Annotated in this window: 16 protein-coding genes; 7 read left to right on the top strand and 9 right to left on the bottom strand. The window is 66.9% G+C overall.

Annotation, left to right across the window (positions count from 1 at the left end; translation table 11 throughout):
• The first annotated feature begins 53 nt into the window (after positions 1-53).
• From AC5ZH6_RS15785 to AC5ZH6_RS15775, 3 genes are all read left to right on the top strand, one after another.
• A complete protein-coding gene (locus tag AC5ZH6_RS15785) occupies positions 54-1,184 on the top strand; it encodes an NDMA-dependent alcohol dehydrogenase (protein ID WP_020170853.1) in 1,131 nt (376 codons plus the stop codon).
• A gap of 57 nt (positions 1,185-1,241) precedes the next feature.
• Positions 1,242-2,057, top strand: coding sequence for a serine hydrolase domain-containing protein (locus AC5ZH6_RS15780; RefSeq protein ID WP_094600734.1), 816 nt, complete (start codon positions 1,242-1,244; stop codon positions 2,055-2,057).
• A 151-nt stretch (positions 2,058-2,208) separates the two neighbouring features.
• Positions 2,209-2,727, top strand: a complete 519-nt coding sequence (locus tag AC5ZH6_RS15775) for a DUF3145 domain-containing protein (RefSeq protein ID WP_006371495.1) — start codon at positions 2,209-2,211, stop codon at positions 2,725-2,727.
• A 459-nt stretch (positions 2,728-3,186) separates the two neighbouring features.
• On the opposite strand, the gene AC5ZH6_RS15770 is transcribed toward AC5ZH6_RS15775, so the two are convergent.
• The 6 genes from AC5ZH6_RS15770 to aceE all read right to left on the bottom strand — a co-directional run bounded on the left by AC5ZH6_RS15770 (position 3,187) and on the right by aceE (position 11,705).
• Positions 3,187-4,638: an acyl-CoA carboxylase subunit beta gene (locus AC5ZH6_RS15770; protein WP_265076602.1), complete on the bottom strand. Its 1,452-nt coding sequence runs from the start codon at positions 4,636-4,638 to the stop codon at positions 3,187-3,189.
• Positions 4,639-4,667: 29 nt separating this feature from the next.
• Positions 4,668-5,939 (bottom strand): KasA/KasB family beta-ketoacyl-ACP synthase, encoded by a 1,272-nt coding sequence (locus AC5ZH6_RS15765; RefSeq protein WP_265076601.1) that lies wholly within the window; start codon positions 5,937-5,939, stop codon positions 4,668-4,670.
• Positions 5,936-6,241, bottom strand: coding sequence for a meromycolate extension acyl carrier protein AcpM (gene acpM / locus AC5ZH6_RS15760; protein WP_006371499.1), 306 nt, complete (start codon positions 6,239-6,241; stop codon positions 5,936-5,938). The genes AC5ZH6_RS15765 and acpM overlap by 4 nt, the downstream gene beginning before the upstream one ends.
• A 133-nt stretch (positions 6,242-6,374) precedes the next feature.
• Entirely contained in the window at positions 6,375-7,283 is a 909-nt protein-coding gene (locus AC5ZH6_RS15755; protein WP_211544525.1) for an ACP S-malonyltransferase, read from the bottom strand.
• Positions 7,284-7,478: 195 nt separating this feature from the next.
• Positions 7,479-8,750 carry a PucR family transcriptional regulator gene (locus tag AC5ZH6_RS15750; RefSeq protein ID WP_496167473.1) on the bottom strand — a complete coding sequence of 424 codons (1,272 nt, stop codon included), beginning with the start codon at positions 8,748-8,750 and terminating at the stop codon, positions 7,479-7,481.
• Positions 8,751-8,858: 108 nt separating this feature from the next.
• Positions 8,859-11,705 carry a pyruvate dehydrogenase (acetyl-transferring), homodimeric type gene (aceE, locus tag AC5ZH6_RS15745; RefSeq protein WP_496169234.1) on the bottom strand — a complete coding sequence of 949 codons (2,847 nt, stop codon included), beginning with the start codon at positions 11,703-11,705 and terminating at the stop codon, positions 8,859-8,861.
• Positions 11,706-12,026: 321 nt separating this feature from the next.
• Between aceE and AC5ZH6_RS15740 the strand changes: the two genes are divergently transcribed.
• From AC5ZH6_RS15740 to AC5ZH6_RS15725, 4 genes are all read left to right on the top strand, one after another.
• Positions 12,027-12,584: an Rv2240c family protein gene (locus AC5ZH6_RS15740; protein ID WP_496167471.1), complete on the top strand. Its 558-nt coding sequence runs from the start codon at positions 12,027-12,029 to the stop codon at positions 12,582-12,584.
• Positions 12,585-12,725: 141 nt separating this feature from the next.
• On the top strand, positions 12,726-13,163 hold the full coding sequence (locus AC5ZH6_RS15735; protein ID WP_006371504.1) for a DUF3052 domain-containing protein: 438 nt from the start codon (positions 12,726-12,728) through the stop codon (positions 13,161-13,163).
• Positions 13,160-13,642: a peroxiredoxin gene (locus tag AC5ZH6_RS15730; protein ID WP_006371505.1), complete on the top strand. Its 483-nt coding sequence runs from the start codon at positions 13,160-13,162 to the stop codon at positions 13,640-13,642. Before AC5ZH6_RS15735 ends, AC5ZH6_RS15730 begins: the two co-directional genes overlap by 4 nt.
• A gap of 109 nt (positions 13,643-13,751) precedes the next feature.
• The gene (locus AC5ZH6_RS15725; RefSeq protein WP_014360426.1) at positions 13,752-14,636 is read left to right on the top strand and encodes an SGNH/GDSL hydrolase family protein; all 885 of its coding nucleotides are present in this window, start codon (positions 13,752-13,754) and stop codon (positions 14,634-14,636) included.
• 26 nt (positions 14,637-14,662) lie between these two features.
• Here AC5ZH6_RS15725 and AC5ZH6_RS15720 read toward each other — a convergent pair whose 3' ends face one another.
• From AC5ZH6_RS15720 to AC5ZH6_RS15710, 3 genes are all read right to left on the bottom strand, one after another.
• Complete coding sequence (locus AC5ZH6_RS15720) at positions 14,663-17,590, bottom strand: acyltransferase family protein (protein ID WP_496167469.1); 2,928 nt, start codon at positions 17,588-17,590, stop codon at positions 14,663-14,665.
• A 407-nt stretch (positions 17,591-17,997) separates the two neighbouring features.
• Complete coding sequence (locus AC5ZH6_RS15715; RefSeq protein ID WP_496169232.1) at positions 17,998-18,867, bottom strand: SGNH/GDSL hydrolase family protein; 870 nt, start codon at positions 18,865-18,867, stop codon at positions 17,998-18,000.
• 88 nt (positions 18,868-18,955) lie between these two features.
• Positions 18,956-21,013, bottom strand: a complete 2,058-nt coding sequence (locus tag AC5ZH6_RS15710) for a protein kinase domain-containing protein (RefSeq protein WP_496167467.1) — start codon at positions 21,011-21,013, stop codon at positions 18,956-18,958.
• Positions 21,014-21,068 lie beyond the last annotated feature (55 nt).

Genomic DNA, 21,068 nt, shown 5'->3' with positions numbered 1-21,068 from the left:
TGCCCAAGGAGTGGCATGCGCCACGCCGTGCCGGCACGAGTGGAGGTTCGAGGGTGAAGACCAAAGGTGCACTGCTGCGGGAACTGAACAAGCCGTGGCAGATCGAGGAGATCGAGATCGGGGATCCCAAGGCGCACGAGATCAAGATCCGGATGGAAGCGGCCGGGATGTGCCACTCCGATCATCATCTGATGACCGGTGGCATCCCGATGGCCGGATTCCCGATTCTCGGCGGTCATGAGGGGTCCGGCGTGGTCGAGGAGATCGGCGAGGGGGTCACCGATTTCGAGGTCGGCGATCACGTGGTGCTCTCCTTCATCCCGTCGTGCGGAAAGTGTCCGTCGTGCAAGTCGGGCATGGCCAACCTGTGCGACATGGGTGCCATGCTCCTGCAGGGGGAGGCGGTGTCGGACAACACGTTCCGTATCCATACCGCCGAAGGTGAGAATGTCTACCCGATGACGCTGCTCGGTACGTTCGCGCCGTACATGGTGGTGCACGAGGCGTCGGCGGTGAAGATCGACAAGTCGATTCCGTTCGAGGTGGCGGCGCTCGTCGGCTGCGGGATTCCCACCGGCTACGGCTCCTCGACCCGCAGTGGCGACGTCCGCCCGGGTGAGGACGTCGCGATCGTCGGCGTCGGCGGCGTGGGCACCGCGGCCCTGCAGGGCGCAGTGATCTCCGGTGCGCGCAATGTCTTCGCGATCGACCCGGTCGAGTGGAAGCGCGAGCAGGCCATGAAATTCGGGGCCACCAAGACCTTCGCCTCGATCGAGGAGGCGGCACCGGCCATCGCGGAGATCACCTACGGTCACATGTGCCACAAGGTGATCGTCACCGTCGGCGAGGTTCACGGCAAGGACGTCGACAGCTGGATGGGGATCACCGCCAAGGGCGGTACGTGCGTGTTGACGGGCATGGGCAACATGCTCGAATCCGACGTGACGCTGAACCTGGCGATGCTCACCCTGCTGCAGAAGAACCTGCAGGGCACCATCTTCGGCGGTGCCAATCCCAAACTCGACATCCCGCAACTGCTGTCGATGTATCGGATGGGCAAACTGAACATCGAGGACATGATCACCCGGCAGTACCGTCTCGACCAGATCAACCAGGGCTACCAGGACATGCTGGACGGCAAGAACATCCGCGGCGTCATCCGCTACACCGACGAGGACCACTGACCCGGCGATCTCGCGTGGGGGAGGAGGCCGGATCGGTGTCCGCGTAGTCTGCGAGGCGTGTCCGTACTCGATGCACTCGCCGACTGGCCCGTCGACAACGTCTCGGCCGCGCTGCTGACCACCGACGGGCTCGTCGCCGGTTTCGGTGACCGCTCCCGTGTCTATGAACTCGCCTCGGTGACCAAACTCCTGGTCGCCGAGGCGGTTCTGGTTGCGGTGGAGGAGGAGGCGATCGGCCTCGACGACGCGGCCGGGCCGCCGGGAGCGACCGTCGCGCATCTGCTTTCGCACGCGTCGGGCCTGGCCTTCGGCACCCGAGATGTCGAAGCCGCCCCGGGCACCCGACGGATTTACTCCAGTGCTGGTTTCGAGGTGCTCGCCGAGGTCGTCGAGCAGGCCACCGGCATCGAGTTCGCCGACTATCTGCACGAGGCGCTGTGTGTGCCACTGGAGTTGGGCTCGACGATGCTCGCCGGACCGGCCGGGCACGGCGCCCGTTCAAGCGTCGACGACCTCGTGAGATTCGCCCAAGACCTGATGTCGCCGACGCTGATCTCGTCGTCCACCTCGACACGCGCCCGAACCGTGTGCTTTCCGGGTCTCGACGGATTCGTGCCCGGTTACGGCAAACACCGGCCCAACGACTGGGGTCTCGGATTCGAGATCCGCGCACACAAGTCCCCGCACTGGACGGGTACCCAGAACTCGCCGGAGACTTTCGGGCACTTCGGCCAGTCGGGGACTTTTCTCTGGGTGGATCCGGTGCTGGGGGCGGCCTGCGTGGTCCTCACCGATCGCGACTTCGGGCCGTGGGCGAAGCCGCTGTGGAGCGAGTTCAACGACGCGGTGGTCGCCGACCTCCGCAACGGCTGAACAACCTCCGTCACATCCGATTCAATAGAGCGCATCAGAAACTGGCGCAACACGTACCTCATAGGGCACAATCGAGGTCACGAGTGTGCTATCCGGTGTTGCGAGGTGTGTTGGGGAAGACGTTCCTCGTCGACAACCGGAGGTGACCAAGGTGCGCAACCTGAATCAGTTTGCGGACGTGACAACAGGAGTGGTGTACATCCACTCGGCGCCGGTGGCGCTGTGCCCGCATGTGGAGTGGGCTCTGTCGTCGACCCTGAATGCGCGCGCGAACCTGAAATGGTCGGCACAGGATGCCGAGCCGGGGATGCAGCGTGCGACGGTCGATTGGGCAGGGCCGGTGGGCACAGGCGCCCGTTTGGTGACCGCGCTGCGCGAGTGGTCGGCGTTGCGCTTCGAGGTGACCGAGAACGCCAGTGAGGGCGTCGACGGCGAACGTTTCTGCTACGTCCCGGGATTGGGTCTGTGGCGCGGTTCGATGAGTGCCAACGGCGACGTGATCGTAGGGGAGACCCAGCTGCGCGCGATGATCGAGTCGCAGCCCGACAGTGCGGGTTTGGCCGGCGAGATCGAATCGGTGCTCGGCACGGCGTGGGACCACGCACTCGAGGCTTATCGCATGGGCGGTTACGGCGCCGAGGTCACCTGGCTGCAGCAGCGCGTCGGATAACTCACGAGACTGTCACCATCAAGAGCGAAAGCGCCGTCGTCGTCCCCAAGGGCGCTGTCGGCGTAGGGGAGAGCGCTGTCGGCGCGAACCCGCTCACCACGCCGCCGCGCGCCCGCGTCTGGACTGACGAGGAGCGAGGCGCGCAGCGACAATGCGACAACGCCGTGGACCCGCTCACCACGCCGCCGCGCGCCCGCGTCTGGACTGACGAAGAGCGAGGCGCGCCCTGACAATGCGACAACGCCGTGGACCCACTCACCACGCCGCCGCGCGCCCGCGTCTGGACTGACGAAGAGCGAGGAGCGCCCTGACAATGCGATTACGTCGCGAACCCGCTCACCACGCCGCCGCGCGCCCGCGTCTGGACTGACGAAGAGCGAGGAGCGCAGCGACAATGCGATGAGGAGGGAAGGCGCGGGTTATAGCGCGGACGGCACGCGACGGCGGAGCCGGCGCCAACTACAGAGGTATGTTCTTGTGCCGCCCGCGGCGTGCCGGTGCTGCGGCGAGTGCGGCGGTGATGATGCTGCGGGTTTTGGCCGGGTCGATGACTTCGTCGACGACGCCGATGGATTGGGCGCGTCCGACGCCGCCGGCGATGGCTTCGTGTTCGGCGGCCAGGCGGTCGTGGAGGGCTTCGCGTTCGTCGTCGGGGGCGGCGGCGAGGGCTTTCTTGTGCAGGATTCCCACGGCGGCTTTGGCTCCCATGACGGCGACCTCGGAGCCGGGCCAGGCGTAGACGGCGGTGGCGCCCAGGGCGCGGGAGTTCATGGCGATGTAGGCCCCGCCGTAGATCTTGCGGGTGACCAGGGTGACGCGGGGTACGGTGCATTCGGCGAAGGCGTGCAACAGTTTTGCGCCGCGTCGTACGACGCCGTTCCATTCTTGGCCGACGCCGGGGAGGTAGCCGGGGACGTCGGTGATGACGACGAGCGGGATGCCGAAGGCGTCGCAGAGTCGGACGAAGCGGGAGGCTTTTTCGGCGCTCTCGGAGTTGAGGCAACCGCCCATGCGTAGTGGGTTGTTGGCGATGACGCCGACGCTGTGTCCGGCGAGGCGTCCGAACCCGGTGACGATGTTCGGAGCCCATTTCGCTTGCAGCTCTTCGAAACTCGAGATCTCGGTGTCGCCGTCGGCGGCGAGTTGGGTGTCGAGGAGGGCGGTGACGACGGGGTGCACGTCGTAGGCCCGGCGGTTGGATTCGGGCAGCAGGGCCTTGAGGTCGGTGTCGCCGGCTTCGGCGTGCTCGGTGTCGAACCGGCCGGGGCGGGCGAAGGTGGAGACGAGTCGACGGGCGCGCCAATAGGCGTCGGCCTCGGAGTCTGCGGTGATGTGGCTGACCCCGGATTTCTTTCCGTGGGTGAGCGGGCCGCCGAGCGATTCCATGTCGACTTCTTCGCCGGTAACGCTCTTGACGACGTCGGGTCCGGTGACGAAGACGCGACCGGCGGGGGCCATGATCACCACGTCGGTGAGTGCGGGTCCGTAGGCGGCGCCGCCGGCGGCGAATCCGACGACCACCGAGATCTGCGGGATGTAGCCGGAGGCCCGCACCATCGCCTCGAAGACTCCGCCGACGGCGTGCAGGGCTTCGACGCCTTCGGCCAGACGGGCACCACCGGAGTGCCAGATGCCCACGACCGGGACCTGTTCGGTGATCGCGGTGTCGATGGCGTTGACGATGTGGGCGCACCCCACGACACCCATGGCACCGCCCATCACGGTGCCATCGGTGCAGTAGGAGACGGTGCGAACGCCGTTGACCTCTCCGATCGCTGCCTGCACTCCCGATTTGTCTCGGGGGTGCAGCAGCGACAGGGAGCCTTCGTCGAAGAAGTTGGTCAACCGCAGCAGTGGATCTCGCGGATCGACTGAGTCCTCATGGCCGGTGATGGGGGCCAATGTGGTCATCGCTGTCTCCTCGGGGGTGTCGCGAATGGTCAGTGGCGACCGAAGGCGAGCGCCACGTTGTGCCCACCGAAGCCGAACGAGTTGTTCAGCGCGTAATCAATCTGACCATGACGGGCCTGCCCGTGCACCACTTCGATGTCGCACTCGGGGTCCTGGTTCTCCAGGTTCAGCGTCGGCGGGATGACGCTTTCCTCGACACTCTTGATCGTGAGCACCGATTCGAGGGCTCCGACCGCGCCGATGGAGTGACCCAGGGCCGACTTGGGGGCATACACCGCGGCGTGGTCGCCGATGGCCGCCTTGATCCCGACCGCTTCGGCGGTGTCGCCGATGGGGGTCGAGGTGGCGTGCGCATTGACGTGGGTGATGTCCTTCTTGGTCAGCCCGGCCGTCTGGAGGGCCCGTGTCATCGCTCGTGCGTTGCCCTGACCGCTGGGGTCCGGGGCGACGAGGTGGAAACCGTCGGAGGTGATACCGGCGCCGAGCACGCGCGCGTGGATATGTGCCCCACGGGCTTTGGCGTGTTCCTCACGTTCGAGGATCAGCATCGCCGCGGCCTCGCCGAAGACGAATCCGTCGCGATCCTTGTCGAACGGTCGTGACGCCGCGGCCGGATCGTCGTTACGGGTGCTCATCGCGCGCATCATTGAGAACGCGGCGATCGGGATCGCATCGATGTGTCCTTCGACGCCGCCGGTGACGACCATGTCGGCGTCGCCCATGACGATGTGCCGCCAGGCGTGCGCGATCGCCTCGGCACCCGACGAGCACGCCGAGACCGGGGTGATCACACCGGCGCGTGCGCCGATGTTGAGGCCGACGACGGCGGCCGGGCCGTTGGGCATGGCCATCGACACCGCGAGCGGGGAGACCTTGCGGTAGTTGCCGGAACTCTCGATCGCCTTGACGGCGTCGACCATGGCGTCGCCGCCGCCTTGGCCGGTGCCGAGCACCACGGCGAGGCGTTCGGGGTCGACTTCGGGTTCGCCGGCCTGCGCCCACAGGCGCTTGCTCATGACGTGGGCGATCCGCTCGACGTAGGCCATGCGGCGAGCCTCGACGCGGGTGACCTCGTCGGCCGGATCGGAGAGCAGTCGCCCGCCGACGCGGCAGGGCAGTTCGCCGAATTTGGTCACGAAGTCGTCGGTCAGCTCACGGATGCCGGTCTTGCCGTCGAGCAGCCCCTGCCAGGTCGATTCGAGGTCGACACCGAGGGAGGTGGTGGCCACCATCGAGGTGACCACCACACTCGGGAAGTTCCCGCCCAGCGTTGAGTATTCGCGGAGGGACGGCGAGCTCACGAGTTCTGTTCTGCCTCGATCTGGGCCTGGATGGCGGCAGCGGCTTCGGGGTTCTCGGCCTCGAGCTTCTGGATGTAGTTGACGGCGTCACCGACGGTGCGCAGGCCGGCGAGGTCCTCGTCGGGGATCTTCACGCCGTACTTGTCCTCGGTCTGCACCGCGATCTCGACCATCGACAGCGAGTCGATGTCGAGGTCATCGACGAACGACTTCTCCATCGTCACCTCGGACGGCTCGATGCCGGTGACTTCCTCGATGATCTCGGCGATGCCGGCAATGAGTTGTTCCTGGGTGGCAGCCACGTGGGTGGTTCCCTTCTCGTGATTTAGCTGTGGGTGGTGATTGTCCGGAGCTACCCGAGGCACGAAAGCACCTCGGGTGCTTGGATATCCGGTGACAACCGGATTTCCGGTGGGGTCGCGTGGGACGCGACCACTATCCAAGTTCGATGACCTTCTCGATGTCGTCGGGGGTCTTCCACGCCACGGTGGGGGTCCCCTTCATCTCGCGCTTGGCGATGCCGGTGAGAGCGCCGGCGGGCGGGAGTTCGACCAGAGAGGTGACGCCGACCTCGCGCATGTAGGCCGAGCACAGGTCCCAGCGGACCGGGCTGGTGACCTGCGTGACGAGCTTGCTCAGCGCCTCGGCGCCATCGGCGACCGGCCGGCCGTCGGAGTTCGACAGCAGGACCCGGGCCGGGTCAGCGGGGGTGATCTTCGACGCGGCAGCGGCGACGGCGTCGCGTGCCGGGGCCATGTAGTCGGTGTGGAAGGCGCCGGCGACGGCGAGTTTACGGATGCGGGCCTTCTCCGGCGGACTCGCGATCAGCTCGTCGATGGCCTCGACCGGTCCGGCGGCGACGATCTGGCCTGCGGCGTTGCGGTTGGCGGGCACAAGCGCGAGCTCGTCGAGACGGGCGAGGACCTGGCCCTCGTCACCGCCGAGCACCGCGGCCATGGTGGTGGCCTGGCGGGCGCAGGCCTTGGCCATCTCGGATCCGCGGATCGCGGCCAGTTTGACGGCCTCGTCGGAGCTGATGACTCCGGTGATGGCCGCGGCGGCGAGTTCGCCGACCGAGTGACCGGCGATCACGGCGTCGTCGGGCAGCTCACCGCGCTTGAGGTACTCATCGAAGGCCAGCAGGGCCGCGGCGACGACGAGCGGCTGGGTGACCGCCGTGTCGGTGATCTCCTCGGCGGTGGCGGTGGTGCCGAGCCGTTCGAGATCGAGTTGGATCAGCTTCGACCACGTCGCCAGCTGATCGCGGACGCCGGGGAGTTCCAGCCACGGAATCAACATGCCGGGTGTCTGAGAGCCCTGACCGGGCGCAAGCATCGAAAGCACGTGACCAGAGAACACCGTTTCGGCGTCCTATGTGGGTGTGGAGGTCGCTAGACCTCATCGGAAGGATTTGTGGGGTTCCCACAAAGGTGTCTCTGGCTGGTTCCGCATCGTCATCACTTCGAGATTCGTTACAGAAATGTGTCCGAAAGGCATCTGCCAGCGGAAATGTGGAAACAGCGGTGTTACTGATGTTCCTCATGTGGCTGAGTGTGGCGATTCGTTCCTCAGATGTGTCAATCGTCCGACGGTTGCCGCGATACGTAAGACGTAGCCGTCGCGAGGGTTAGTTGGATCACGTCCTGTCACTTCTGCAATTTTCTTCAGTCTGTACCGGACAGTATTTGGATGGATATACAGTTCGCGGGCACATGCCTCCACCGAGCCGCCACAGTCCAGATAGGACTCGAGGGTGCTGTTGAGGGTCGAACCGCCGGTCGACAGCGGACGCACCAGCGTCTCGATGAGTGTCGCCGTCGCCGATGCGTCACCGTTGAGTGCCCGCTCGGGCAACAGTTCGAGGCTGTGCACCGGCCGCGGTGCGCCGGGCCAGCCGACGACTGCGGAGATCCCGGCCATCGCCTCGGTGGCGCTGGTGTGCGCCGCGCCCAGATTGGGCATGGTCGGCCCGATGACCACCGGGCCGTCGGCGAAGTGGTCGAGCAACGCATTGCTGAACGGATCGGTCATCTTGATCGGCCCGCTGACGATGGTCACCAGCAACGTGCCCTGCACCACCGAAAGTGCGGCCCGGTCATGGCGTTTCGCGGTGTTGTGGATCGCCAGCGGGACCGAGACGTTCTGTTCGGGAGGTGGCGCGCCGACGATGACGGTGGCCGGGGCGTCGGAATCCCAGTTCAGCGCGGCCGCCCGCGACAACAATTGTGGGCCGGTGTCGCCGCGGACGACGGCGTCGACCACCAGGGCCTCCAGACGCGAGTCCCACGCGCCGCGCGATTCGGCCGCCGACGCGTAGATGGCCGCGGCGGCGAACCCGATCTCGCGACCGTAACGCAGCACCGACTCGGTCAACGCGCGGAGTTGGGCGTCGTTGCGGGCGAGCAGCGGCAACCACTTCTCGAAGAACTCCATCGCCACGCGCACCATCTCCACGGTCTGCAGCAGCGTGATGCGGCGCGCGAGATCCTGCGGGACGACCTGAAAGGCCTGAACGGTGAACTTGACGTTGCCCTCGGGGTCCTGAATCCATTCGACGAAGTTCACCACCGCGGTCTGCACGACCAGCTGCACGCTGGCACGCTGCGCGGCGTCGAGATCGGCGAAGTAGGGGAGCTGGTCCTGCATCGAGTGGACGGCCTCGGTGGCCAGTCGACCGCTGTACTGCTTGACGCGACGCAGCAGCGTGTCGGGCAGTGCGTCGTGCACGGTGGCCGGGGCGGGCACGTGCGCACCACGTTCCCCGAAGACGTCGCTGGGCGGCGGCGTCTGATTCACCCGATGCTCCGACATGTGTTCACAGTAGGCGTCCGCGGCCGCCGGGCCGACGAATGCGCCGTCAACGACTGCGGCGGTCGCCCGCGAAGGGGCGACCGCCGCAGTCGACGGACCGGTCGAACTCTAGGCGCTGCCGGTGTCGGCGTAGGACACCTCGGCGGCGTTGACGTCGGTGATCTGGTACTTGTCGGCGGCTTGCGCCGCGACGCCGGCATCGATGTGCCCGTCGCGGGCCAGGGCCACCAGCACCCCGACGACGATGGACTCGGCGTCGACGTTGAAGACCCTACGAGCGGCCGGACGGGTGTCGGAGAACCCGAAGCCGTCGGCACCGAGCGTCAGATACGTGCCCGGCACGTAGGCGCGGATCTGCTCCTGGACACCACGCATGTAGTCGCTGACCGCCACGAACGGCCCGGCGGTGTCCGAGAGGACCTTGGTGACGTAGGGCTGACCCGCATCCTGCGACGGGGTCCGCACCGCGGCACGGTCGATCGCGATGCCGTCGCGGGCGAGTTCACTCCACGACGTCACCGAGTACACCGCGGCTCCGACGTTCCAGTCCGCGGCCAGGAGCTCCTGGGCGCGCAGCGCGTCGGGCATGGTCACCCCGGAGACGAGGATGTTGGCCGGGTACTGCTTGTCCTGCGGGGCCGGGCTGAACCGGTAGATGCCCTTGAGCACACCTTCGACGTCGAGGTCGTCGGGCTTGGCCGGCTGACTGATCGGCTCGTTGTAGACGGTGAGGTAGTAGAAGATGTTCTCCGGGTTCTCGCCGTACATCCGACGCAGACCGTCGGCGACGATGTGTCCGAGTTCGTAGGCGAAGGCCGGGTCGTAGGCCACCACCGCCGGGTTGGTCGCCGCGAGCAGCGGTGACTGGCCGTCGGCGTGTTGCAGGCCCTCGCCGGTCAGCGTGGTGCGTCCCGCGGTGGCGCCGATGACGAAGCCGCGCGCCATCTGGTCGGCGGCCGCCCAGAAGCTGTCGCCGGTGCGTTGGAAGCCGAACATCGAATAGAAGATGTAGAGCGGGATCATCGGCTCGTCGTGCGTCGCGTACGAGGTGCCGACGGCGGTGAACGAGGCGGCCGAGCCGGCCTCGTTGATGCCCTCGTGCAGGATCTGGCCCTCGCTGCTCTCCTTGTAGGCGAGCATCAACTCGGCGTCGACCGAGGTGTAGAGCTGTCCGTTGCGGTTGTAGATCTTGAGCGTCGGGAACCACGAGTCCATCCCGAAGGTCCGCGCCTCGTCCGGGATGATCGGCACGATCCGATGGCCGATCTCCTTGTCGCGCAACAGATCCTTGAACACGCGCACCAGTGCCATGGTGGTTGCCACCTGCTGTTTGCCCGAGCCCTTTGCGGTGGTCGCGAGCGCCTTGCTCACATCGGGGGACAACGCCTTGGCCTTGGTACGGCGCGCGGGCAGGAAGCCGCCGAGGTTCTTGCGGCGGTCGAGCATGTACTGGATCTCCGGGGCGTCCATCCCGGGGTGGTAGTACGGCGGCAGGTACGGATTCTCCTCGAGTTGGGAGTCGCTGATCGGGATTCGCGTCTCGTCGCGGAAGTCCTTGAGATCGTCGAGGGTCAGCTTCTTCATCTGGTGGGTCGCGTTGCGGCCCTCGAAGTGCTTGCCCAGGGTGTAGCCCTTGATCGTGTGCGCCAGGATGACCGTCGGCTGACCCTTGTGCGCCATCGCCGACGCGTAGGCGGCATAGATCTTGCGGTAGTCGTGGCCGCCGCGCTTGAGATTCCAGATCTCGGCGTCGGACATGTTCTTGACGAGTTCCTTGGTGCGCGGATCGCGGTTGAAGAAGTGTTCCCGCACGAAGGCGCCGTCGTTGGCCTTGTAGGTCTGGAAGTCGCCGTCGGGCGTGGTGTTCATCAGATTCACCAGGGCACCGTCGCGGTCGGCGTGCAGCAGTGCATCCCACTCACGGCCCCACACCACCTTGATGACGTTCCAGCCCGCGCCGCGGAAGAACGACTCGAGTTCCTGGATGATCTTGCCGTTGCCGCGGACCGGTCCGTCGAGCCGCTGCAGATTGCAGTTGATGACGAAGGTGAGGTTGTCCAGGCCCTCGGTCGCGGCGAGACTGGCGAACCCGCGAGACTCCGTCTCGTCCATCTCGCCGTCGCCGAGGAAGGCCCACACGTGCTGGTCGGAGGTGTCCTTGATACCGCGATCGTGCAGATAGTGGTTGAAGCGCGCCTGATAGATCGCGTTCATGGGACCGAGACCCATCGACACCGTCGGGAACTGCCAGAACTCGGGCATGAGTCGCGGGTGCGGGTAGGAGGGCAGACCGCCGCCCTCACCGGCGTGACTGTGCTCCTGCCGGAACCCGTCCATCCGCTCGGCGGTGATCCGGCCCTCGAGGAAGGCACGGGCGTAGATACCCGGCGACGCGTGACCCTGGATGAAGATCTGGTCGCCGCCGCCTGGGTGTTCGTGCCCGCGGAAGAAGTGGTTGAAGCCGACCTCGTACAGCGACGCCGACGACGCGTAGGTCGAGATGTGACCGCCGACCCCGACCCCGGGACGCTGGGCGCGGTGCACCATGATGGCGGCGTTCCAGCGGATGAACTGACGGAAGGTGCGCTCGACGCCCTCGTCGCCGGGGAACCAGGGTTCGAGTTCGGTGGGAATGGTGTTGACGTAATCGGTGGACGTCAGCGAGGGGATGGCGACGTGCTTCTCGCCTGCGCGCTCGAGCAGCCGGAGCATCAGATAGCGGGCTCGGGCCGGTCCGGCATGTGCGACGAGGTTGTCGAAGCTCTCCAGCCACTCGCCGGTCTCGTCGGGGTCGATGTCGGGCAGGTAGGACGCGACACCCTCACGGATGACGCGCACGCGCGGACCCGACCTGTCGGGGGTGCCGCCGGAGGTCGCGCTGACGTCCTTCTCTGCCTGTTCGGTCACGGTGATGCCTACTCCTCGATCGGGCCGGGCGGGGGTGCTGCCCGGCATGCGATGACACGAGAGTCCGTCGACGACGATGGTGTGCTCGCTCACGGACCCACCCCACATCGTGCCCCATGTCGCCTCGCTTGGCATCGGGGGTGTTCGGATTGGGCGCGTAGTACCTGACCTGCGGTAGCGTTCGGTTTGTGATTACCACGGAGTAAGGAGCGTGCAGTGAGGCGTGCATCGGCCCGCCGGGCATACCGGGCGGAGCTGCGCAACGTCGGGGGGTGCCACAGCGGGACAGAAGAATGCCATCAGACGGACGCCGACCAGGGGCGCTCCGGGGTGTTGCGCGTCCGGAGAACCGCCGGGGGTGCGACACGGGTGGGTGTGACCGTGGTCCTGACGGCCGTGGTCCTGACGGCCGCGGTGCTGATCTTCGCCGGATGTGCGACGTCGGTGCCCGGCGCGCCGACCGTCGACTCCGCACAGGTGTCGATGTACCGGTCCGAACAGTCGGCCTCGACCTCGGCGGCGCGCCGGGAGCTCGCGGTGACGCTGTGTCGGCAGGCCATGTCGTCGATGGTCGTGATGGTCCGCGGGTACAACACCTTCGTCGATCGTCTGAACGCGGTCCAGTCCTACGACCGTGTCGGTGACCTCGACGACCGCGCCCGGGCGAGCCTGATCGCCGGTGTGGACCAGATCCGGGCGAAGGTCACCGATGCGGTCGGCGCCGACGTGACCGGCCCGGTGAACGCCTTTCTCACCAGCTCGGGGCGGCTCGGTGACGCCATCGGACGACGTGAGCTCGTCGGCCTGAATCCGATCGCCGACACCTGGACCCGCGACAAGCAGTCCGTGCTGGCCGTCTGCGCGACCTACCTGCCGACCCCGCCCGGACTGGCCCCGACCACGACCGGTGCACGCCCACCCGGATAGCCCCGCGGCGCGCGAGTTCATGAATTCGTGTCGGTGCACGATCGTCGAGTGCATTACGCTGTCCCAATAGTCGGCTGATCGGGTCGGCTGCGATCGAATTGCCGACACGGCGAAACATGTTGACTTGGGAGGTCTCGCGCGGTGGTAGCCGCCTCAGGGAGCAATGGCTCCGACGGCAGCAGTGCACAGAAACTGGGGTTCGCCCCCGGCATGGTGGTCCAGGAACTCGGCTGGGACGAGGACACCGACGACGACCTGCGTGCCGACATCGAGGACACGATCGACGCGGAGATGCTCGACGAGGACGCCGACGACGTCATCGACGCGGTGGTGCTCTGGTGGCGCGACGACGACGGTGACCTCGTCGACCGTCTGATGGACGCGATCGGCCCGCTCGCCGACGACGGATACGTCTGGGTCTTCTCGCCGAAGACGGGCAATCCCGGTTACGTCGACCCGAGTGAGATCGCCGAGGCGGCGCCCACTGCCGGGTTGACCCAGACCTCGGTGGTCAGTCTCGGCGACTGGTCGGGTTCGCGTCTGGTGCAACCGAAGTCGCGTTCCGGCAAACGCCCATGAGCGCTCCGGAGATGTCGGTCCCGCTGGGGATCGGCGCCACCGCACCGGACTTCGAGCTACGCGACCAGAACAACCAGCGGGTCTCGTTGTCGCGGTTGCGTTCCGAGGGTCGCAAGGTCCTCATCGTGTTCTTCCCGCTCGCTTTCACCGGCACCTGCCAGGGCGAACTCGGGTACATCCGTGACAATCTGCCGCGCTTCGCCAACGACGAGGTGACCACGGTCGCGGTGTCGGTCGGGCCGCCGCCGACGCACAAGGTGTGGTCGGCGGCGCAGGGGTTCCTGTTCCCGATCCTGTCGGATTTCTGGCCGCACGGCGACGTCGCCCGCTCCTATGGCGTGTTCAGCGAGGGCCGCGGATACGCCGATCGCGGAACCTTCCTGGTCGACACCGACGGCAGCATCGCCTTCGCCGACGTCGTCGGCCCGGGTGAGGCGCGCTCGGAGGCCCTCTGGGACAAGGCGCTCGCCGCCGTCTGACTCAACTGTCACCGCACCGCTCGCCACGAGCGGGGCGCCAAGTCTTGACCAAGTCGTTGCACGCCTCGGGTTGCGACAGAAGTGACTGGTGTAGTTCAGTGTGACTATTGTGAACAAACTGTCGCTGTCTCAGCTCACCAGGATCTGCACCCGTGGCCGCTTGCGCCGCGTCGGCGTCGGCATGCTCGCCGGGGGTGCGCTGGCCTTCGCGGGAGCCGGACACTGCGCCGCCGCGCCGTCGGACGCACTGCCGGACCTCAACGACCTGCCGGGCATCGTCGCCGGCATCCCGAACTCGTCGTCGGACATGGGGTTGGGCGATCTGCTGCCCAGCCTGCAGAGCCTGATCCCCGGGACGGGTGACCAGACCGGTATGTCACGATGCACCTCGGTGATCCAGGTCGGGGATTCGACGTCGGTGCGCGCCGACGATCCGGCGTACGTTCCGGCGGCCGGAGACACCGCCAGTGCCCAATACCGCCGCGTCGGGGTCAACAGCTTCACCCTCGATGCGGTCAGCGGCCGGGCGATCGTCGGCGGACCCTCACCGGATGCCGAACACGCCGTCGCGTCCCGGCTCGCGTCCGGCGCACGCGGCTGCTGGGTGATCGCCATGGGTGTCAACGACGTCGGGGACATCTCGACGGGAAGTTCGATCAACGCCGACGCCCGCATCGATCGGATCATGCGCCAGCTGTCCGGGCAGCCGGTCCTCTGGCCGACGGTCACCTCGTCGAACCCGAGTAACAAGGCGTTCGATTCGGCCGCCATGGCCACGTTCAACACCGCACTGCGCAACGCGACCGCTCGCTACGCCAATCTGGCCGTGGTGGACTGGGCCGGCGCCGCTGCGCCGGCCGAGTTCACCGACGGCATCCACTACACCGCCGCGGGCACCGCCGATCGCAACAAGCGATTCGCCGATGCGCTGGCCGCGGCGTATCCGTCGGGCAGCGTCGGCGCCGCGCCCTCGACGCGGTGGGTTGCCGGCTGACGCGGTGGGTTGCCGGCTGACGGTCCTCAGATCGGGCAGGTGATGTTGGGATCACGCTTACCGGTGACGGCTTGCTGCAGGCCCACGGTCACCGCATCGGCATACATCCAGGTGCCCGGTCCCATCGGGTGGACGTCGTCGGGACCGAGGTTCTCCGGATGGGCGGCCGCGGCCTGACACCACGGCGCCAAGAAGACGTTGCGGTGTCGTGGTGCGTACTGCAGAACCTGTTGTGCTGCCAACGGGATGCCGTCGACCGGACCAAACGGGACCAGCAAGACGATCAGGTGACCCGGGCCGATCTCGGAGAGGATGCGATCGAGCTGTCCGGGGAACGCCTGCCCGTTGGTGCCGAATCCCAGCACCACGTACTTGCGGAGTGCGCCGGATGCGCGGAGATCCTCGATGACGCCTTCGCCGCCGCTGTAGTGGCGCGAGACCTGCGCATCGATGTAGATGCCAGGGAACCGCGCACGCAGCGCCTGCGACGAGGCGAGCATGACCGAGTCGCCGATGCCGGTGATCTCCTGGCCGGTCGGTAGCCGTGGTGCACTCGGCGCGGCCGGACGTGGGGGAGCCGGAGGCGGGCTCGCATTGGCCTGGCGCTGCAGCTCGGCGAGGTGGTCGAGCTGCAGTTCCAACTGCGACTTCGACGGGCTGGTACCCAGCGCGGAACCGGCGAACAGGATCACGACCAGGCCGGCGGCGAACACCGCGGCCGGGATCGGTAGACGTGCCGAATTCCCGAGGTCGCGCAGCACGCCGCGGAAACCCTTACGGCGGAACGGTGTCTCGATGTAGCGGTAGGACAGTTCGGACAGGCCGAGGGTGATCACCGCGGCGAGAATGCCGATCAGCCAGCCGGGAAGGGTGAATGACGCCGTGCCCTTGCCCTCCTGGAACCAGGCGCGCAGGAAGACCACGACCGGCCAATGCCACAGGTACAGGCTGAACGATCGCTCGCCGAGGTATCGCAGGGCCTTTACGCGCAGGATCACCGGGACCGGCCCGGTCTCGCCGACCGCGGTGTGGATCACGCCCGCGGTCAGTACCGAAGCCAGCAGGAGCCCGCCCTGGTAGGTGAGTGGTGAGGTATCGGGCAACGTGAACATGAGGGCCAGAAGCCCGACGAAGACGACCGGTGCGACGGTCTTGCCCAGGATCTCGGCGGTGCGCGGCGAGACCCGACGTGGCCACGAATCGGCGGCATCGGCGGCCGGGGCGGTGCACAGCAGTGCCAGTGCGGCGCCGATCAGCAGGCCGAAGGAATGGGTGTCGCTGCCGAAGTAGACCCGGCTCGGGTCGGTGTCCGGGTTGTAGATCGCGATCATCGCGGCCACCGACGCCGCGCCGAGTGCGATCGTCACCGCGGCAGTGATCCGCAGTTGCGTACGCGTCGAGGTTCGGCGTGCCAACCACAGCACACCGAGGAACAGCAGTGGCCACACCACATAGAACTGTTCCTCGATCGCCAACGACCAGTAGTGCATGAAGATCTGGGGTGTCGTCTCGGCGAAGTAACTGTGCGACTGCGCGATCTGCACCCAGTTGTTGACGAAGAACGCCGACCCGAGGAATTGGCTCTTGAGCTGCACTCCGACGTCGCCGCGGATGAGTCCGGCGACGGCGGTGGCCACGACCAGGACCGTCAGCGCGGCCGGAAGAATGCGACGGGCGCGTCGGGTCCAGAACTGCGACAACGAAATTCGCTTGCTGGCTCCGTATTCGCGAACGAGTAGCGAGGTGATCAGGAAGCCCGACAGGACGAAGAAGACGTCGACGCCGAGGTAGCCGCCGCGAACCGCGTCGCCGAAGAAGTGATAGAGCACGACGGCGAGCACTGCGATACCGCGAACGCCGTCGAGCGCACGGCTGCGCCGGATGCGACCCGGCGCCAGAGTGGCTGCGCCGGCCGGTGAGACAGCCGATTCCGGATCAGCTGCCGGCTCCGAGGTCGTGGGAGTGGTCGGTGAGAGGAGCTTCGTGGACAGCGTCCAGACCGGTTTGGGGATACGGACGGTGGGCGCCGACGACTTCTCGTCTGTGTCTGTGCCAGCGTCTGGCTCGGCGCTCTTCTGGGCGGTGCGCCGGTCCCGCATGTTCGGGATCGCCGTGACCGTCGCGGCCTGGGCCGCATCGACCGGTGTCTCGACCGTGTCGTCGGACGGGGTCTCGGCGCTTTCCTGCGCGGAAGTGTCGTCGTCGGCGGGCTCGTCAGCGTCGTCGGCGTAGTCGGAGTCCTCCGCTGCCTCGTCGGCGGTGGCCTCCGCGTCCTCGTCCTCGTGTGACGCTTCGGCGTCGGGAGCATCCTCGACCACCGATGTCTCGCCGGCCTCGACGTCGGCGTCGGTCTCGGTCTTCTCGCCGACCTCATCGGTGTCGGGGTTATCGGTGTCGGCGCGTTTTCCGTCGACGAGTTCTTCTTCCTCGACACCGACCGAGTCGGTGGCGGCCGAGTCGGTGCTGTCAGAGTCGGTGCTGTCAGAGTCGGTGTCGTCCGCCTCGGGACCGTCGGTCTCGGCCGCTTCCTCGTCATCCGACGGGGTGTTGGCCGCCTCCTCCTCGGCTGTATCTGTATCGGTGTCTGTGTCGGTGTCGTCCGAGGTCGTCTCGGTGCCGAGGGCGATCGGGAGTTCGGCGGTGACCTCGTCGGACAGGCGTCGGAGCTCGACGGTGTCGGCGTCGCTGATCGCCCTGAGTTCCACGGTCTCCGCATCGGAGCCTTCGATGTACGGCTCGGGTCCTCGTGGTGGCGCCGGAAGCGCGTACACCGGCTCTGTTCCGGGCTCGTGGAGGACTCCGATCGGGCTCAGGCTCGCCATCGGGCCGGCGATCGCCAGGCTCGTGGGGGGCGGCGCACCGAGCAGGGTCGACGTCGTGTGCCCCGAGCCGTGGTGATGGGTCATCGATGGGATGTGCCGACGCGCGCGCCATGTGCGCAGACGTGCCTTCATGCGTTCGCCCTCCCTTCTCTCGATGCTGTCGTCGGTGACGTGTCTACCTCCGTGACGATCGATATCACCCTCGTCGTGGCTCGGTCGATGTGGCTACGAGACCAGGGATCGGTGACGACAAGACCGACGCCATGTGCGCGCACGTCGTCGAGGGCGGGCAGGTGGGCTGACCCTATGTGGATGGGGCGTGGCATACAGGCAGGTGAGCGTTTCGTTCGGGTGCGGTGGTGGCATGACAGCGATGTCGAGGTGCTCGCAGGGGAGCATCAGCCGCTCAGTGTAGCGGGGTGGCGAGACGTTTCTGCGCACGACCGACCGCAGTGTCCTCCGGTTGGGGGAACGATGACCGATTCGCGAATATGGATTGTGGCCCAAAAGAATTCGTTGCGATTGCAACTACTTCCAGGTCAGTTCGACACCCACTTCGTTGCCGGTGTGACACCGGTGCCGGGAGGGAAGGCCGTGGCCAGTGCGTCGGCGAAACGCGTGTTGCGTGCCGCGGTTCCGGCGGCGGTGTAGTGGATTCCATCGACGAACCAGTCGGGTTGCCCGGCGGCCACCGCGGCCCAGTCGTAGACGGCGAGATTCGGGTAGCGCACCACGGCGCGTCGCAGCGCGTTGTTGAATCCGGCCATCGCCGCGGCGGTGTATCCGCGCACTGTCGCATCCGAGGTGGTGACCGTCGGCCACAGCACCGGCTGGCCCCGCAACTGGTTCATGATCCGATCGATGCGCTCGTCGGCGGCCACGGTCGAGCCCTTGGCGATGTCGGCCGCGTCCTCGAGGCCCATCGCGATCACCCAGCAACCCCTCTCGCCCCTGGCCAGATGTGTGGCGACAGCCTCGGCCGCACTCGGCCGGCCGTCGACCGCGCCGACGATGGATCGGCCGCCATCGGCGTCGAGATCGACGGTGCCGACGCCGACTCGCTTGTACTGCGCGGACAGGGTGTCTGCCGGGCTGGGAACCTTGGTCGGGGAGTCCACACCGACCGAGGTCGAATCACCGATCTGGACGACCGAAGCGCAGCGTGTGGTGCCCGGTGCGCCACCCGAGCGCAGCAGATCGCCGAGTCCGGGGATCATCGGCAGCAGCTGTGGCAGGCCGAGCTCTGCGGAGCCGGTCGCCATTTGCTGACTCAGTGCGCCGGCGACGTCGTCGAGGGGATCGGCCGCGGCGGTGCCCGCCGCGGCACCGATCAGTGTGAGTGCAGCCGTCGCACCCAGGACGGCGGTGGCGGTGCGGCGGGTCCGAGTACCACGAGAAAGTCGAATCACAATAGTCACACTGAACTACATCAGCCACTTCTGTAGCAATTCGAGTCGTGGCGCAATTCGATCACGGCCGGGCAACGCCGGCGACCGGTCAGGTGGGGAACTTCACCAAGGTCGGTGTCGGTCGAGACTGGGTGGTGCCGTCACCGAGTTGTCCCTCACTGTTGAATCCCCAACAAAACAGCTGGTCATCGGAGATCGCGCACGTGTTGTTGTCCCACACGGCCACCGAGGTCACACCGGCGATCCCGTGAACGAGCGCCGGTGTCAGCTGATTGGAGTAGTTGTTGCGTTGATCCCCCCAGCACATGAGGGTGCGCGAGCTGGTGACCGCGCAGGTGGCGCCCCCGTTGGAGGTGATCGAGTCGACGTCGGAGAGCACCTTCGTCGGCAGAGGGCGATTCGCCGTGGTGCGGTCACCGATCTGGCCGGAGCTGTTGTTGCCCCAGCAGTACCCGACCTTGTCGGCCCGGCGCGCGCAGGTGGTGCCGTCGTCCCAGTTGTCGCCGACGGTCAGCGTGGAGGCGAAGCGGAAATTCTTGATCTGGGTCGGGGTCAATCGGTCCTGGGTGGTCCCGTCGCCGAGTTCTCCACTGGCGTTGTGGCCCCAGCAGTAGCCGACGGAGTCGGCAATGGCGCACGTGGAGCCCGCCGAAACCGACACCGATGTGACCGAGGACAACGATTCCACCTTGGTCGGCGCGGTGCGGGTGGTCGTCGTACCGTCCCCGACCTGCCCTTTGTCGTTGAGACCCCAGCAGTACAAGAAGCTGTCGGCGATGGCGCAGGTGGTGAATGCGCTGCTGACGATGTCGGTGACCTTGGTCAGCCCCGGGACCTCCTTGGGCAGGAGAACCTTGCTGATCGAGCCCCAGCAGTAGGCCTTACCCGAGGCCACCGCGCAGGTGGCGGCGCCGCCGACCGTAATGGCCGAGACATCGGTCAGACCGCTGACCCTCGTCGGTGAACTGCGGTCGGTGGTGGTGCCGTCGCCGATCTGACCGTTGTCGTTCTCGCCCCAGCAATAGGCCAGCCTGTTGTGGACGGCGCAGGTGTCCGACGAGTTCATGCTCACCGCGCGCAAGGCGAGTGGCGCGGCGGCCGGCGGTACCGGGTCGGAGCGTCCGACCGCCCATGCGGTGCTCGCCACCGCGATCACCGCGACGGCGAACGCCGCTGCGAGGGCCAGCAGCAGGTTGCGACGACGGCGGGTGGTGCGTTGACGCGATTCGACGGTCGGTGCATCGGCGTCGGGCGGCAGGTGGCCCCCGCCGCGGGGGTCCGTCGTCGCCAAAGGACTGATCGCCGATGCCGGGCCGCCCGTAGAGGTCATCAGCACCGCAGCCAGGTCGCGTGCGAACGACTGGCAGTCGGGGTAGCGCTGCGCGGGGTCCTTGGCGAGCGCACGGGCGAACACCGGATCCAGCGCCGCCAGGTCGGGTCGGCGTGCACTCAGTGGCGGTGCTGGTTTGGACAACAGTGCGGCCATCATCGCTGAGGGCGTCGGGGCCTCGAAAGGTGCAGCGCCGCTGAGTAGTTCGTACATGCTGCACGCCAGCGCGTACTGGTCACTGAACGGGCCCGCGGGGACACCGTCGATGACTTCTGGTGCGGCGTAGGCCAGCGTCCCGATGAATGCGTGGGTGGCGGTCATCGACGTCGAATCCGCGAGTTTGGCGATACCGAAGTCCAGCAAGACGACCTGCTCGATCGATCCGTCCGGCTCGCGCGTGACGATGATGTTGGCCGGTTTGATGTCGCGGTGGATCACCTGATGGCGATGCGCGTAGTCCAGCGCCTCACCTGCACGGAGGGCGACGAGGCCGATCTCAGCATCCGAGAGTCCACCTGCGGTCAGGTCCCTGCCGTCGAGGTAGGTCATGGTGAACCACGGCGAATCACCTTCGACGCCGTAGTGGTGGATCGCAACGATCCCCGGGTGATTCAGTGACGCGACGGTCCGAGCCTCGTTGGTGAAGCGTTGCTGGAACTCGGCGTTGTCGGCGGCGTTGACCGAGATCACCTTGAGCGCCTCGCGACGCAACAGGTGGGGATGCTCGACCAGATAGACCTGGCCCATCCCGCCGGCGCCCAACTTGGCGAGAACCTGATAGCCGGCGAAACTGCTGCCTTCTTCGAGCTGTGCCACTACTGGGTGCTCCTCTCTGTGCGACCGGTCTGTGTGATCAGAACCCGACGCGCGC

The organism is Gordonia sp. YC-XJ4 (assembly GCF_059511865.1).
Note: the sequence above shows the minus strand (reverse complement) of the source record. Positions and strands in the feature narration are given on the sequence as shown.